The 13,864-nt window shown below is 69.7% G+C and carries 18 protein-coding genes and 1 pseudogene; 7 read left to right on the forward strand and 12 right to left on the reverse strand.

The genetic code is table 11. From position 1 onward, the window contains the following. Window positions 1-45: 45 nt before the first annotated feature. A complete protein-coding gene (locus GGQ61_RS13620; protein WP_183773626.1) occupies window positions 46-417 on the reverse strand; it encodes a DUF1801 domain-containing protein in 372 nt (123 codons plus the stop codon). Between the two features lie 14 nt (window positions 418-431). Next, window positions 432-800, reverse strand: a complete 369-nt coding sequence (locus tag GGQ61_RS13625; RefSeq protein ID WP_425501009.1) for a DoxX family protein — start codon at window positions 798-800, stop codon at window positions 432-434. Here GGQ61_RS13625 and GGQ61_RS22715 point away from each other — a divergent pair. Then, window positions 754-897, forward strand: a pseudogene (locus tag GGQ61_RS22715) (hypothetical protein); the annotation flags it as partial. The gene GGQ61_RS13625 and the pseudogene GGQ61_RS22715 overlap by 47 nt on opposite strands. On the opposite strand, the gene GGQ61_RS13630 reads toward GGQ61_RS22715, so the two are convergent. The 4 genes from GGQ61_RS13630 to GGQ61_RS13645 all read right to left on the reverse strand — a co-directional run bounded on the left by GGQ61_RS13630 (window position 879) and on the right by GGQ61_RS13645 (window position 3,576). Continuing rightward, window positions 879-1,406 carry an SRPBCC family protein gene (locus GGQ61_RS13630; RefSeq protein WP_183773630.1) on the reverse strand — a complete coding sequence of 176 codons (528 nt, stop codon included), beginning with the start codon at window positions 1,404-1,406 and terminating at the stop codon, window positions 879-881. The pseudogene GGQ61_RS22715 and the gene GGQ61_RS13630 overlap by 19 nt on opposite strands. 13 nt (window positions 1,407-1,419) lie before the next feature. Beyond that, window positions 1,420-1,869, reverse strand: coding sequence for a VOC family protein (locus GGQ61_RS13635; protein WP_246370843.1), 450 nt, complete (start codon window positions 1,867-1,869; stop codon window positions 1,420-1,422). Window positions 1,870-1,963: 94 nt separating this feature from the next. Continuing rightward, complete coding sequence (locus tag GGQ61_RS13640; protein ID WP_183773632.1) at window positions 1,964-3,214, reverse strand: sigma-70 family RNA polymerase sigma factor; 1,251 nt, start codon at window positions 3,212-3,214, stop codon at window positions 1,964-1,966. Beyond that, window positions 3,211-3,576 carry a YciI family protein gene (locus tag GGQ61_RS13645; protein ID WP_183773634.1) on the reverse strand — a complete coding sequence of 122 codons (366 nt, stop codon included), beginning with the start codon at window positions 3,574-3,576 and terminating at the stop codon, window positions 3,211-3,213. Before GGQ61_RS13645 ends, GGQ61_RS13640 begins: the two co-directional genes overlap by 4 nt. 234 nt (window positions 3,577-3,810) lie before the next feature. On the opposite strand from GGQ61_RS13645, the gene GGQ61_RS13650 reads away from it, so the two are divergent. After that, the gene (locus GGQ61_RS13650) at window positions 3,811-4,464 is read left to right on the forward strand and encodes a PEPxxWA-CTERM sorting domain-containing protein (RefSeq protein WP_183773636.1); all 654 of its coding nucleotides are present in this window, start codon (window positions 3,811-3,813) and stop codon (window positions 4,462-4,464) included. Between the two features lie 64 nt (window positions 4,465-4,528). Here the strand turns inward: GGQ61_RS13650 and GGQ61_RS13655 are convergent, their stop codons facing one another. Both GGQ61_RS13655 and GGQ61_RS22480 read right to left on the reverse strand, forming a co-directional pair. Then, window positions 4,529-5,278: a LytR/AlgR family response regulator transcription factor gene (locus GGQ61_RS13655; protein WP_183773638.1), complete on the reverse strand. Its 750-nt coding sequence runs from the start codon at window positions 5,276-5,278 to the stop codon at window positions 4,529-4,531. Continuing rightward, window positions 5,278-6,393, reverse strand: coding sequence for a sensor histidine kinase (locus tag GGQ61_RS22480; RefSeq protein ID WP_183773640.1), 1,116 nt, complete (start codon window positions 6,391-6,393; stop codon window positions 5,278-5,280). Before GGQ61_RS22480 ends, GGQ61_RS13655 begins: the two co-directional genes overlap by 1 nt. A gap of 196 nt (window positions 6,394-6,589) precedes the next feature. Between GGQ61_RS22480 and GGQ61_RS13665 the strand changes: the two genes are divergently transcribed. Further along, window positions 6,590-8,353: an adenylate/guanylate cyclase domain-containing protein gene (locus GGQ61_RS13665; RefSeq protein ID WP_183773642.1), complete on the forward strand. Its 1,764-nt coding sequence runs from the start codon at window positions 6,590-6,592 to the stop codon at window positions 8,351-8,353. Between the two features lie 3 nt (window positions 8,354-8,356). On the opposite strand, the gene GGQ61_RS13670 is transcribed toward GGQ61_RS13665, so the two are convergent. The 4 genes from GGQ61_RS13670 to GGQ61_RS13685 all read right to left on the reverse strand — a co-directional run bounded on the left by GGQ61_RS13670 (window position 8,357) and on the right by GGQ61_RS13685 (window position 10,394). Further along, window positions 8,357-8,743, reverse strand: coding sequence for a hypothetical protein (locus tag GGQ61_RS13670; RefSeq protein WP_183773644.1), 387 nt, complete (start codon window positions 8,741-8,743; stop codon window positions 8,357-8,359). Between the two features lie 98 nt (window positions 8,744-8,841). Then, window positions 8,842-9,534, reverse strand: a complete 693-nt coding sequence (locus tag GGQ61_RS13675) for a cyclic nucleotide-binding domain-containing protein (protein WP_183773646.1) — start codon at window positions 9,532-9,534, stop codon at window positions 8,842-8,844. Between the two features lie 64 nt (window positions 9,535-9,598). Continuing rightward, a complete protein-coding gene (locus tag GGQ61_RS13680) occupies window positions 9,599-9,919 on the reverse strand; it encodes a UrcA family protein (protein WP_183773648.1) in 321 nt (106 codons plus the stop codon). 109 nt (window positions 9,920-10,028) lie between these two features. After that, complete coding sequence (locus GGQ61_RS13685) at window positions 10,029-10,394, reverse strand: DUF4180 domain-containing protein (RefSeq protein WP_183773649.1); 366 nt, start codon at window positions 10,392-10,394, stop codon at window positions 10,029-10,031. Between the two features lie 142 nt (window positions 10,395-10,536). Here GGQ61_RS13685 and GGQ61_RS13690 point away from each other — a divergent pair, with 142 nt between their 5' ends. The 4 genes from GGQ61_RS13690 to GGQ61_RS13705 all read left to right on the forward strand — a co-directional run bounded on the left by GGQ61_RS13690 (window position 10,537) and on the right by GGQ61_RS13705 (window position 13,863). Then, window positions 10,537-10,755, forward strand: a complete 219-nt coding sequence (locus tag GGQ61_RS13690) for a LysR family transcriptional regulator (protein ID WP_281372676.1) — start codon at window positions 10,537-10,539, stop codon at window positions 10,753-10,755. A 3-nt stretch (window positions 10,756-10,758) separates the two neighbouring features. Then, window positions 10,759-11,136, forward strand: coding sequence for a LysR substrate-binding domain-containing protein (locus GGQ61_RS22720; protein ID WP_425501006.1), 378 nt, complete (start codon window positions 10,759-10,761; stop codon window positions 11,134-11,136). A gap of 85 nt (window positions 11,137-11,221) precedes the next feature. Continuing rightward, a complete protein-coding gene (locus tag GGQ61_RS13700) occupies window positions 11,222-12,184 on the forward strand; it encodes a hypothetical protein (RefSeq protein WP_183773655.1) in 963 nt (320 codons plus the stop codon). Between the two features lie 65 nt (window positions 12,185-12,249). After that, the gene (locus GGQ61_RS13705; protein ID WP_183773656.1) at window positions 12,250-13,863 is read left to right on the forward strand and encodes a ShlB/FhaC/HecB family hemolysin secretion/activation protein; all 1,614 of its coding nucleotides are present in this window, start codon (window positions 12,250-12,252) and stop codon (window positions 13,861-13,863) included. Window position 13,864 lies beyond the last annotated feature (1 nt).

A 13,864-nucleotide genomic window follows, 5' to 3' on the forward strand; every position in this document is an offset into this window, starting at 1 on the left:
TCGGCGGGGGCCCGGTCGCCGCCGAGACACGCTGTCGAACGCCGACTAGGCCTGCGCCTTCATCGGGTCGCCGAGCTGGGCGTTGAGCGCGGCGCCCGTCTCGATCAGGCCGCGGACTTGGCCGGGGCTCAGCTCGACCGGATCGGTGAGCTTGATCGTCGCCATCTGGAAGCCGCCGCTGGGCGCAAGCCGGGGGTCGAGCTCCCTCATTTGGGCGCCCCGCCAGAAGGCGAGGTTCAGATGTGCCTTGAAGCTCTTGATCAGGCACACAGCGCCGTGGGCCGACGACCACATGGGGTGGCCCCACTTAAACTCTTCGGCGAGGCCCGCGGCATGCGCCTCAGTGCGGACGGTTCGGGCGGCGGCGGCCTGCCAGTCAGGCAGGGCGGCGAGGTAGGCGTCGACCTTCTCGGACATGACCGGGCTCCTGCTCAGAGACGAACGGGGAAGAGCGCGCGCAGGCGGGTGTCGCGCAGCCACAGGCCGCCCCATAGCGTAGCGCCGAGATAGACGCCGAACAGGACGTGGCTGAACAGCGGGTCGCCGACCCGCATGTGGGTGGCGATCGCACCGCCCATCACGCCGGTGAACAGCACCGCGCCGAGCACGGCGGTGCGCGGGTTGAGGTAGAGCGCCAGACAGATCAGCTCGACCACGCCGATCGTGCGGCCAAGTTCCGGTGGGTAGCCGAGCTGGACCAGGGTGTCGCGGACGATCTGGAGATCTACGAGCTTGATAGCGATGTCGAAGGTCATGAACAGGGTGGCGAGGCCCGTGAGGCTCCAGCCGGCCCAGATCAGGACTTTGGAGACGGCAGGCGCAGGCGTGCGCGCCGCTGGATCGAGGGAAGTCATGGCAGTTGATCCTTTGAGCGGCGGTCAGCCTTGCTCGGCGACCGCCTTGAGCTTGGCGAGCCCCTGTTCGAACTGCGGTCCGACCATCTTCTCCATCGGGAGGAAGACGTCGATCAGCTTGGTGAAGAAGCCGCTATGGCCGGACATCGCCCAGGTGACCTTGGTCGCATCGCCGTCCGGTTCGAGGGTGAACTCGGCCTTGTTGTGCGCGTGGAAAGGCTTGACGAAGGTGAGGTCGATGAGCACCCGCGAGAATGCGACCGCCTCGGTGATCGCCATGCTGCCGACGCCTGTTTTCCTGCCTTCCCAGCCGTAGGTCGCCCCGACGCCGCGATCGGCCCCGCCGTAGGTGCGCTTGAGGTCGGCGTCGATGCCTTCGAAGGGCGACCAGGCGGTCCAGCGGTGGAAGTCCGAGATCAGGTCGTACAGCTTTTCCGGCGCGGCGCGGACGGTGGTCGAGCGCTCGAGCCGGAAGTCGGACGGATGGTTCGCGACGTAGGCGATGAGAGCCAGCAACGCGAGGATCAGGGCGCCGATGAGCGCGGCGAGCATGGCGGCTCCTTCTCTAGTTGGTCTTGGTCTGGCCGAGCGCCCAGTGGACGCCGTAAGGATCGAGCAGGCGCGCGTAGCGGTCGCCCCAGAACATGTCCTCGATCGGCTGCAGCACCTGGGCGCCGGCGTCGACCGCGCGCTGGAACCAGGCGTCGATGTCGTCGACCTGGAGGTGCATGGTGAAGGAGCTGGACGGCTGGTGTTCGAAGCCGTGGCCCATCTCCGGGAAGCAGTCGCAGATCATCAAGTTGCCGCCGTTGATCACGAGCGCGCAGTGCATCAGCCGCTGGCCGTCGTCGGCCGGCAGCCGGAAGGTTTCGCGGGCCCCGAAGGCCTTCTGATAGAACGTCGAAGCCTCGCTGGCGCCGACGACGTTGAGGTGCGGAGTGACGCCGGTCATCGGCGGCATGTCGATCGCGGCGAGTTCGCCGGCGGTGGTTTCCATGGTCGCGGTGACGGACATGGCGGCTTCCTTCCTGGCTGACCCCTTGTGAGGGGCGTCTGATCCAAGGACGAACGAGGTTAGCCCGTTCCGACAGCGCGGCGGCGAAAAATGTTCAGCCGGCCTCGCCGGCCAGGCTGTCGAGGTGCTGGCGGATGTGGGCCGCTTCCGGGCCGCTGTTGGCGAGCGCGATGGCGCGGTCGAAAGCGTTGCGGGCCTCGTCATTGCGGCCGAGCTGCTTGAGGAAGCTGCCGCGGGCGCCGTGGAAGTAGAAATAGCTGTCGAGCTGGCTGGCGAGCGGGTTGATCATCGCCAGCGCCGCCTCCGGCCCCTGCGTCTTGGAGACTGCGACCGAGCGGTTGAGGGTGACGACGGGCGAAGGGCTCATGTGCTCGAGCGTCGCGTAGAGCCGGTCGATCTGCGGCCAGTCGGTGTCGGCGGCGGTGACGGCGCGGGCATGGAGGGCGGCGATGGCCGCCTGGACCTGGTAGGGCCCGGGGCTCGCGTGGCGCACGGCCTTGTCGATCAGGGCCAGGCCCTCGGCGATCAGGGTTCTGTTCCACAGGCTGCGGTCCTGGTCGTCGAGCAGGACGATCTGACCGTCGGCGTCGAAGCGGGCGGCGGCGCGCGAGTGCTGCAGCAGCATCAGCGCGGCCAGGCCCATGATCTCCGGCTCGGTCTGGAACAGGCGCAGCAGCAGGCGGGCGAGGCGGATGGCTTCCTCTGCGAAGGGCGCGCGGGCGTCGGCCTCCGCGACGGTCGAGGAATAGCCCTCATTGAAGATGAGGTAGATGACGGCGGCCACGGCGGCCAGGCGCTCGGCCCGCTCGACGGGGCCTGGGGCTTCGAAGGCGACGTCGGCCTGGCCGATCTTGGCCTTGGCCCGGGTGATGCGTTGTTCCATCGCCGCCTCGCTGACCAGGAAGGCGCGGGCGATCTGCTTGACCGAGAGGCCGCTTACGATGCGCAGGGCGACAGCCACCTGCTGTACGGCCGGCAGGTCCGGATGGCAGCAGATGAACAGCAGCCGCAGGATGTCGTCGCGATAGTCCGATCCGTCGAGGCGCTCGGCGAGCGGCGCCTCGACGTCGTCGAGATCGGACAGGACTTCCTCAGAGGGCAGGGACTGGAGCCGGGCGCGCTTGCGGGTGGCGTCGATGCCGCTGTTGCGCCCAACCAGGATCAGCCAGGCCGCAGGGTCGCGGGGCGGCCCCTTCTCGGGCCAGGACTTCAGCGCCCGCAGGCAGGCGTCCTGGAAAGCCTCTTCGGCCAGGTCGAGGTCGCGGAAGTAGCGCAGCAGGGCGCTGACCGCCTGCGGGCGGGCGGAGGTCAGGGCGGCGTCGATCCAGGCGGGGTCGGTGGTCACGTCATCTCGATTCCGGGCAGGAAGAGGGCGATCGGACGCAGCTCGTAGGCGCCGCCGGGATTGGCCACGGCGAGCTCGCGGGCGATCTGCAGACCGTCCTCCAGGGTTTCAACGTCGACGATGTAGAAGCCGAGCAACTGTTCCTTGGTCTCGGCGAACGGACCGTCCACCACGAGGTTCTGCGCCTTGCGCAGGGTGGTGGCCGAGGTGGTGGGCAGAAGGCGGATGGCCGGGCCGAGCTTGCCCTCCTGGCGCAGCCGCTCCTGGACCACTTCCAGCCGTTCCATGACCGCGTCGTCCTCCTCCTTGCTCCAGGCGGAGGTCACGGCTTCGTCGTTGTAGCAAAGGATGGCGTAGCGCATGGGTGTGTCTCGTTCTCCCTAAGGACGGGGCAGGACGCCCGTTCCCGACATCGACCAGATATAAAACCAGAGGTGAACGTCGCCCAGGATTGGTCGACTGTGCGTCGTGTTTGGTCGCGCGAGGCGTCAGGCCGTCGGGTTTGGGCGCAGCCGCGCTGACGCCTCCACGCGCGGGGCCCAGAGCAGTCGCTGGAAAGGGGCCGCGACCGTCGCGGCGCTCAACGAGGGCTTCTGATGAAGACAAGCATACTGCTGGCGGCGGTGGCCGCGAGCGCCTTGATGACCGGGGCGGCTGAGGCCGCGACGATCTTCTCGCAGAACTTCAATGACGGGCTTGGGGCCAACGAGAGCCTGGGCGGAAAGTTCAGCATGGGCGGCGGGACGGTGGGCCACCAGGCCGGGGCCTACACGAACAATGAGTACTCGTTCTACCAGGTGCGGCTGGACCTCACGAAGGCGACCGATGCGCTTCTGGCCTTTGACTATGACATCGTCAGCGAGTGGGGGTACGACGCCTTCAATGTTGCGTTCTCGACCACCGGTGTGTTCGGGCCGGGCGCGATGCTGACCCCGGCCGCGACCGACCAGTTCTACAATCTGTCGGGCCGGGCGGCGACGCTGATGGGCGGCAAAGGCTTTTCCGGCGACCAGTCGGGACGGGCGGTCTACGACCTGAGCGCGCTCGCGGGCCAGGTGGTCGACATCCGCTTCCAGTTCGCCAGCGACTACGCCGCATACCAACGCGGGGTCCAGTTCGACAACCTGCTCGTCACCGGGACGATGCCGAGCGCGGTGCCGGAGCCGGCGACCTGGGCGATGATGATCACGGGGTTCGGCCTGGCCGGGACCGCGATCCGCAGCCGTCGGCGGAGACTGGCCTTCGGCTGACCACCGAGGCCGACCTGCAGCGAGCGCCGCCCTTCCCCCAGGGCGGCGTTTTCGTTTGCGCGCTTCAGTCCTGGTAGAGGGCGAGACGCTCGGTGACGGCGTTGACGTAGGAGGGGCCGACGGCGACGTTCACGCCGTCCTCCAGCACCAGCGAGATCAGCCCCTTGCCCAGGCGCTTGACCTCCTTGACCTTGGCCGGCCGCACGAAGGCCGAGCGGTGCACGCGGATCATCTCGGCCGGCGGCATCTTGCGCTCGAGCGCGGTCATGGTGGCGCGGTGGATGTGGCTGCGGGTGGCGGTGTGCAGCAGCACGTAGTCCTTGGCCGCTTCGATCCAGTCGATCTCGCCCAGCGGCACGCGCACGTAGCCGGTCCGGACCTGAACCCAGAAGCCGTCGGGATCCTCGTCGGCCGGCGATGCTGCGGCCTCCTCGGCGCGGGCGGCCGCCGCGCGCAGGGCGCGGCGGCGGCGGGCGCGCTCGATCGCCTGGCGCAGGCGGTCGAAGCGGACGGGCTTGAGCAGGTAGTCGGCGGCTTCGACCTCGAAGGCGTCGGCGGCGTAGAGCTCGAAGGCGGTGACGAAGACGATCTCCGGCCGCTCCTCCAGCGGCAGGCCGGCGGCGACGTCCAGGCCGCTGCGCTCGGGCATCTGGATATCGAGCAGCACGAGGTCCGGCTTCAGCGCCTCGACCGCCTCCGCGGCCTCGCGGCCATTGCGGGCCTGGCCCACGACTTCGACGTCGCTGACCTGGGTCAGCAGGGCCGAAAGCCGCTCGAGGGCGGCGGGTTCGTCGTCGACGAGCAGGAGACGCATCAGGCGGCGGCTTTCGATCGGATGGGAGTGACGGCGGCGGCGCGCTGCAGCGGCAGCCGCACCATGGCGAGGAACCCGCGCGCCAGCGGCGCGGCCTGCAGCACGCCGCGCGAGCCGTAGAGCGCCTCCAGCCGCTGGCGCACGTTGCTGAGCCCGACACCGGCGCCGGGGCGAACCTCGCCGCCATGGGAGCCGTCGCCGTCGTCCTGAACCAGGACCACGAGGTCGCCGCCATCGCGGGTCGCCTCCAGGCGGATGGTGACGGTGGCGCTGGTCGGGGAGACGGCGTGCTTGATGGCGTTCTCGATCAGCGGCTGCAGCAGGAAGGACGGGACAAGGGCCGTGCGCAGGTCGTCGGGGCAGACGAACTCCAGAGCCAGCCGTTCGCGGAAGCGGACGCTCTCGATCTCCAGATAGGCCTGCAGCGTGGCCATCTCGTCGTCGAGCGAGATCATCGCCTCGGGGTCGGCGACCAGGGTGACGCGCAGGAAGTCGGCCAGCTTCGACAGCATGCTCTCGGCCTCGTCGTTGCGGCCGGTGATGACGGCGGAGGAGACGGCGTTGAGCGTGTTGAACAGGAAGTGCGGGTTGAGTTGGTAGCGCAGGGCGGCCAGGCGGGCGGCGCTGGCGGCGGCGTTCGCCTCGCTGGCGGCGGTGCGGGCGTCGGCGAGTTGGCGCTCGCGCTCGCGCACCATGTGGTTGGCCTGAAGCGTCGTGTAGATCGCGCCAAGCGCGCCCAGAATCCAGAAGAAACCGCCGGCGTTGTTGGCGAAGCGCATCCACAGGGTGCGGTTGGGCGACCACTGCTTGGCGGTGTTGGAGACGTCCATGATCAGCATGTCCGAGCCGGACAGAACCGCCGCCAGGAACACGACCGCGGCGGCCATCAAAGCGATGCGCTGGAAGGCGCTCTTGTCGCGGACGTGCACGGAAACCCGGTAGAGCAACACCGAGCAGAGGAGCCCGACCAGGTTGATGGCTATTGCGGTGCCGATCAGGGCCGGGGTCATCCGTACGCCGACGATCGTGGCGATCATCGAGGCCAGCGAGCCGGACAACAGCCAGATGCCGAGCGTCAGCCATGCGGCCTGTCGCGATACGTCGGTCTTGAACATCGCTGCCCTCGGGTTCGATCGCGGGAGGTTAGCAGCAAAGCTGCCAAAACCGCTCCCTGCTGGTCGACCGAGCGTCCGGATTGGTCGCATTTGCAGCTAAGCCGATGATTCTGCATCGCGATCGCCGATCAGGGCGTTTGGGGCCGCGGTGTTTTGCTATAGTCGCCATGGCGTCGGGGCGGGCCATGGAGGAGATTTGGCCGGACCCATGGAGCGTCGGCTGACCGCGATCCTCGCCGCCGACGTCGTCGGCTACAGCCGTCTGGTCGAGGCCGACGAGGAGGCGACCCTCGCGCGCTTCGCCGGTCACCTGCACGAACTGATCGAGCCGACGATCGCCGCGCGCCGGGGCCGGATCATCAAAACGGCGGGCGACGGCCTGTTGGCGGCGTTCGACAGCGTCATCGAGGCGCTGAACTGCGCTATCCAGATCCAACGCGGCATGGCGAGCCTCAACGACGGCGTGCCGGAGGACGAGCAGATTCGGTTTCGGGTCGGCGTGAACGCCGCCGACGTGGTGATCGACGGCGACGATATCCTGGGCGACGGGGTCAATGTCGCCGCCCGTCTGGAAGGTCTAGCCGAGCCGGGCGGCATCTGGGTCTCGGCGCGGGTGCAGGAGGACGCGCAGGGCCGCGTCGACGTTGGGTTCGACGACGTCGGCGAACAGAGCTTGAAGAACATGACACGGCCGGTGCGGGTCTACCGGGTGCTGCTGGACGGCGAGGCGGAGACCGCCCCGACGTCCGGTCTGGCGCTGCCGGACAAGCCCTCGATGGTTGTGCTGCCCTTCCAGTACTTCGGCGCGGAAGCAGAGAACGACTACTTCGCTGACGCGGTCACTGACGACGTGGTCACCGCGTTGTCGCGCTGGCGCTGGTTCTTCGTCATCGATCGCAACACCAGCTTCACCTACAAGGGCCGCAGCGTCGACGCCCGGCAGGTGGGCCGCGACCTCGGCGTCCGCTACGTGCTGGAGGGCAGCGTCCGGCGAGCCGGCGAACGAGTGCGGGTCAATGTGCGGCTGATCGAGTCGGCCAGCGCGCAGCAGATCTGGGCCGACGCCCTGGATCGCAACATGGCCGACCTGTTCGCCCTGCAGGACGAGATCACCGAGCATGTGGTGGCGGCCATCGAGCCGGCGATGCTGGACACCGAGGCTGCGCGCATCGCCCGCAAGAGCCTGGCCGATCTCAGCGCGCTCGACTGCTTCCAGCGCGGCATGTGGCACTTCAACCGGATGAGCGAGCCTGACTATCACCAGGCCTTGGGGCTGTTTCGCCAGTCGATCGCCCGCGATCCGGTGCTGGCCCTGGGCTATGTCGGCCTGGCGCGGATGCTCTACGGCGGGGCGATCTACGGCTGGTCCGAGCAGCCTGTCGCCGATCTGGAGGAAGCGCGGGCGGCGGCGCGGCGGGCGGTGGCGCTCGATCCGCGCGACGCCTACGGCTACTTCGCCGGCGCAGGGGCGGCGCTCTATCTGGGGCGGCATGACGAGGCGCTGGAGCAGGCGCAGCGGGCGCTGTCGCTGAACCCGAACTTCGCCTTCGGGCACTTCAGGTTGGGGCAGGTGCTGATCTATTCTGGACAACCCGCGCAGGCGGTGGGGCCGATCGAGCGCAGCCTGCGGCTCAGCCCCTACGACCCGCAGATCGCCCCGATGCTGCAGCTGCTGGCCCTTGCCCACTACCAGGCGCGCAACTACGACGAGGCCGTGCGGCACGCCCAGTCGGCGGTGCGCCTGAACGACTCCCGCGCCGCCGCGATCCTGGCGGCGGGACTGGCGCGGCTAGGCCGCTTCGAGGACGCGCGCTCCGCCTATCCATTGGACGTGCGCGAACGGGCGCGGGCCGAGGCGCCGCGGCTGGTCACCTACGCCAATCCCGAGGACGAGCGGCACCTACGTGAAGGCGTGCGCCTGGCGTTCCTGGGCGGCGACGAGGACGAACGCGCCTACTGACCGTCAGCGGTGCAGCGGGTGCTTGTCGGCCGGATAGCGGCTCTTGATCAGCACGGTTATCCCGCCCCGAGTTTCGGGTGCGTCCGGCGCCTGCCAGATGTTCAGTTCGAAGTCGTAGCCCGGGGCCCAGGCGAAGGTCACCGGGATCGGCGGCTCGGCGCTGAGCGCATAGTGCAGGATCCCGCGCAGGGTCTCGTGGAACGCGCCGGGTAGGGTGTCGAGATAGGTCCCCAGCGCGCGGTGCAGGACCGTGCCGGGCGGGGTCAGCAGGCCGGCCTCGATCTTGCCGCCAGGGGCGAAGGACCTGGCGTTGGCGGCGGCGAACTTGCCGATCTCGTCCGGGCCGAACGAGGCGTTAAGCTTGGACATCGCGGTCTGGAGCGCAGGCATGCAGAGCGTCCCTCACAGCTTGGGAACGGCGCCGCGCGAGCGCCGTCGGCGGCGCCAGGTTGGCCGCGACCATACCGCACCACCGAGCGTGCTGGGATTCAGGTCCCCAACCGATGCCCGATCAGGGCCTGCAGCCGTTCGGCGGCCAGCACACGAACTCCGGCGGGCGCGAGATCGACCCAGCTCTCGCGGACCCACTCGTGCAGTTTGCGGTTCACCTTTTCGCGTGAGTAGCCGAGGCGGCGGCTGATCTCGGTCTGGGTCAGGGCGACGATCCCGCTCGCCGCTTGCTCGGCCAACAGCAGGCGGGCGAGACGGCCGCCGAGGTCGAGCACGGCCTGGTCGCTGATCGCCGCGTCGGCGGCGCGCAGTCGGGCGCTGAGCGCGATCACCAGCGCAACGGCTGCTTTCGGCTCGGCCTCGAGGGCCGCGAGCATGGCGTCGCGCGAAATGCGCCACAACCGCGAGCGGCGCAGGGCGGCGACGTCGGCCGAGCGCGGGCCGCCGTCGAGGGCGGCCATCTCGCCGACCAGGTCGCCAGGTCCCAGCGAAATCAGCCGAACGTCGCGGCCGCCGCCGGTGGTGGTGCGTACTTCGACCTCGCCTTCGACGACCAGATAGACCGCATCACCGGGATCGCCTGCCTGGAACAGCATCTCGCCGGCGGCGAGCGGCCGCCAGCCGCCGGACCTCGCCAGGCGCTCAAGGCCGGGCGCCGAGAACCGAGCCAGCACGGGGCTGCGGCCCAGCCCGGCCAGCACCGCTTCCACGCCATCGATGCTATCGGACACAGCGATAGCCTCCGCTCCAGAGGGGCGGAGGCTATCACAGCGGTGCGAACCGTGGGCTGTCGGTTCAGCGCCGCGCCAGCTGGGTCGTGGCGGCCGGCGTGTAGAGGGCGGTGACCAGCGGCGCGTCGAGCTTCGCGACCGCCTTGTCGGTCATCTCCTTGCGGCAGGCGCGGACCTCGGCCGGATAGCCGGGCGAGTAGCCTTGCAGCGGCCCGCAGAAGTCGCGGACGGCGTTGTTGATGCGCTTGAAGGCGGTGCGGGCCCCGGCGTCCGTGTGGACGTTGAGGTCACCGACTTTGACCCGCATGGCGCCTTCTTCGGCGTGGGCGCCGCCCGCGATGGACAGGGCGAGGACGGCGAGGGTCGGGAGAATCAAGCGATGCATGACTGCCTCCAGGGGAGTGAAGGACCGCGGGATGCGGCCGTCTGTGAGGCGGATTGATAGGCCCGGCGCCGGCCGGCGGCTGTGACTGGGGTCACATTGAAGAACGTCGTTATGTGAGAGCCGCCGCCTTGGCTTCGAGGGCGGCGCGGTCGGGCAGGAACCAGACCTGGCGTCCGCGATTGGACTCGCCGATGAAGTCGCGTAGCGGGCCGCTGGCGGCGGCGGCGGCCGAGACGTCGCCGAGCACGACGGCGCGCAGGCCGTAGTTGACGAACTTCTGCAGCACCTCGCCGGCCAGGCCCGTCGACAGGCGCAGGAAGTCCGGCGACAGCCGCGCCACGGGGATCACCACCATCTGGGCCTGGACCGACAGCGCCTCGCCGATGACGTCGCTGGCGTCGCGGCCGGACGCCACGGGCGGCCCGTCCTCGGGCCAGAGCAGGGTCCGAAGGCCGGCGATCTCGGTGGTTTCCATGCCGGCAAGGGTGGACCGCGCGGCTGCGCTGTCAACCGGCGCGGCCTAGTGAGCTCAGTCGTTTGCGGCCGACCGCGCGGCCCAGCATCTTCCGGCTGCAGACCGAGGGCTGACCGATGCTGGTTGAGCGCCGCTCACCGCCTTGCGCGCGCGGCTAGGGCGCATGAACCTTGCCGCCGACGAACTTTGCGTCACCCACGGGGCGATCGGCCGGCAGGCGCGAGGTCTGGAGCGGCTGTGTAGCGTGCGGCTGACCCAGGGGCCGCGCAACAGCCTGCGGCTGACCGAGGCGGGACTGAGCCTGGCCGAGAGCCTGGGCAGCGCGTTCGGCATCGAGCGGTCGTTCACCACCCTGCGCTAGGCGGTGGAGCGGGAGCTACATGTCTCCTGCGTCGGAACGCTGGCCATGCGCTGGCTGATCCCGCGACTGCCGGCATTCCATGCCCGCCATCCGGGCCTGAGCATACGGGTGAACGAGGCCTACGGGCATAGCCTCGGGACACCTTGTTGCGCCTTACGGCTTTGTGCCGACCCCAGAGTGCTTTCAATTCGTGACGCCAAAGGCCGCCGCTCGGCCGGTGACCGCCGCGTTCCGAGAGTGGTTGCTGGAGGAAGCCGCCGTCGCGCCGCCTCCGACGCGCCTGACAGCGCTCGTCCGACTGCCCGCCTAGGGTTAATCCGCCCCTTAAAGCTGCGCAATGCAATCCCAGATGGATTAAGGGGTTGGGGGTTATGTATCTAAAAACATTTGGTTAACTCGCGTTGGGGGTGGAACCTCAAACTGTGCGCCCCAATTCTGCAACCAGGGGGTTTGGGAGGAAACACCAATGCGATCAATCAAGAAATCACCCTGGGCGGCGGCCACTTCGGCCCTTGCCTTGCTCGCCCTGACCGCCCGTTCGGGCGGCGTCTCCGGCGGCGCCGGGTTCAATCTCTCCGACGGCGGCGGCCAGACCGGCGGTGACGGAGGCGGCGGCGGCGGCGGCGGTGACGGAGGCGGCACAGGCGGCGGAACCGGCGGTGGCGCAGGCGGTGGGACCGGTGGCGGTGGTACGGGCGGTGGGTCTGGCGGGAGCGGCGGAGGTTCGGGCGGCGGCGGAGCCGGCTCAGCATCCGCGAGCGGCGCGCTGGAACGCACTACGGACGGCGTCGGCGGCCTGGCGGGCGGCGTGCTGGCCACGGCCGGCAATGCGCCGCTGCTGAACCAGACCGGCCTCGGCGAAGGCCTGCAGACAATCGGCGGCGGCCTGCAGACCAGCGGCCTGGGAGGACTGCCGGTCGTTGGTCCGACGGTCGACGGGGTCGTGAAGACCGGCGACAACACCCTTAATCCCGTGGCCAAGGTGGTGGTCCTCGACCAGCCGCTGTTGGGGTCCGGCGCCGGCGATTCCGCGCAACTGGTCGGCGTCAGCGCGCTCTCGCCGACCCAGACCCAGGGGCAACTGGCCACCGTCGGGGTCCTGTCCGGCGGCGAAGGGCTGAACGCAGGCGTGACCAAAGTGGCCTCGACCGGCGATCTGCTGAACGTCAACCTCGGCGAGCACAAGCTGATCGGCGGCGATGGTCCGGCGCTGATCGGGGCGAGCGTGCTTTCGCCCATCCAGTCGCAGGGCACGTTGGCGACTGCAGGGGCGCTGTCCGGCGGCGGCGCGCCAGGGGCCGGGCCTGCCGCGCCAAGTGCTGCAGGCGCGCTGACCCCGGTCACCGGGGTGCTCGGCGGCGTGACAGGCACGGTTGGCGGCGTCGTCCACGGCGTCACCGGCCTACTCGGCGGACTGACGAACAACTGACGTGACGGCGCGCCGGCCAGGTCCAGGAGCCTGGTCGGCGCGCCCCGCGACGGGGGAGACACTCCATGACATTGCGATTTATGCTCGCGCTGGCTTTGGCCGGCGCGCCGGCGGGCGCGTGGGCCCAGCCGGGCCTGGTGCTCGACCAGCAGCGGGCTGACCGCGATCCGCCCGGCGCCGAGCCGCCGGCGTCTGCCGGGAATCGGCCCGCGGCGCCTGTGGCGGTGGACGTCCAGCCACAACCTTCGACGGCGCTGCGACGGGTCGTCGTCGAAGGTTCGGGCCTGCCGCGCGCCGACCTGGACCGGGCCTTCGCGCCGCTGCTCGGCCAGCCGCTCGGTCAGAAGACCATTGAGGCCACGGCCGCAGCGGCCGCGGCGCTCTACAAGCGCAGCGACGTGGCGCTGTACACCATCGCTGCACCTCGGCAGGACCTGACGAGCGGCGTGCTGCGACTGCAGGCGGTGGAGGGGCGCATCGCCCAGATCGCCTTGCAGGGCGACGTGAAGGATCGCGACCTGAAGCTGGTCACCGCGCAGGCCCAGCGCCTGACCACCGAGACGCGGCTGCGCCGTCGAACGCTGGAGCGGCAGCTGTCGCTGATCCGCGACATCCCGGGCCTGACGACTGAGGCCAGGCTGCTGCCGGGGCAGGCGCCCGGCGCCGTGGTGCTGGTGCTGGACCTGAAGGCGAGCGGGCCGAAGCTGAACCTGTCGGTGAACAACCGCGGCTCCAGCCTGCTCGGCCGCACCCAGGTGCAGGCCGACCTCGACCTCTATTCCACCTTTCGGCAGGGCGATCAGACGCGGCTCACCCTGGGCCTGCCGACGCAGATCGACCGCTTCCAGTACTATGCGGTCCTGCACAGCCAGCCGTTGGGAGCCGACGGCCTGCGGGTGCAGGTCAACGGCGGCTACTTCCGCACCCGCCCCGACAACGGATCGAAGGGAGAGGCGACGTTCGGCGGCATGCAGTTCAACTATCCGTGGATCCGCAGCTATGAGCAGAACCTTTATCTGACTGGGGCACTGGACGGCCTCGATTCCAAGAACGCGGTGTTCGGCCAGGGCACGGCGACGGAGCGCACCCGCGTGGGGCGCGTCGCGGCGGCCTGGAATCTCGCAAAGCCGAAGACGCAGGCCTCAGCCAGCGCCACCGCCAGTTTCGGCATCGACGGGCTGGGCGCGCGGACCACCGCCGGGGTCGCCGACGCCGACTTTCAAAAGCTGAACCTGCGGGCCGGCTACGATCAGGCGCTGGGCCCGCGCTGGGTGCTGCGGCTCAAGGCGGCCGGGCAGCTGAGCGCGGACCTGCTGCCGAGCTCCGAGCAGTTCTCGGTCGGCGGGACGGAGTTTGGGCGCGCCTTCGAGCAGTCGCTGGTGATCGGCGACCAGGGGGCGGCTGGATCTGCGGAACTGGCCTGGCGTCCCGCCGGGCTGCCGAAATCGGTGGCGGGCAGCGAAGTCTATGGGTTCGCCGACACCGCCCGGGTGAGCCAGTCGGGCCGGTTCGGGCGGCCGGACCAGGACTATGACCTGAGCTCAGCTGGCGCGGGGGTGCGGCTGGCGGTCGGCCGCAAGGTAGGTCTGGGCCTGGAAGGCGCCTACGCGCTCGAGGATCCGCGGCCGGGCCATGACGGCTCCTGGCGGCTGGGCGTGAACTTCGCAGTGCGGCCGTGAG

Origin of the sequence: Phenylobacterium haematophilum, assembly GCF_014196295.1 — a bacterium.
Lineage (GTDB): Bacteria > Pseudomonadota > Alphaproteobacteria > Caulobacterales > Caulobacteraceae > Phenylobacterium > Phenylobacterium haematophilum.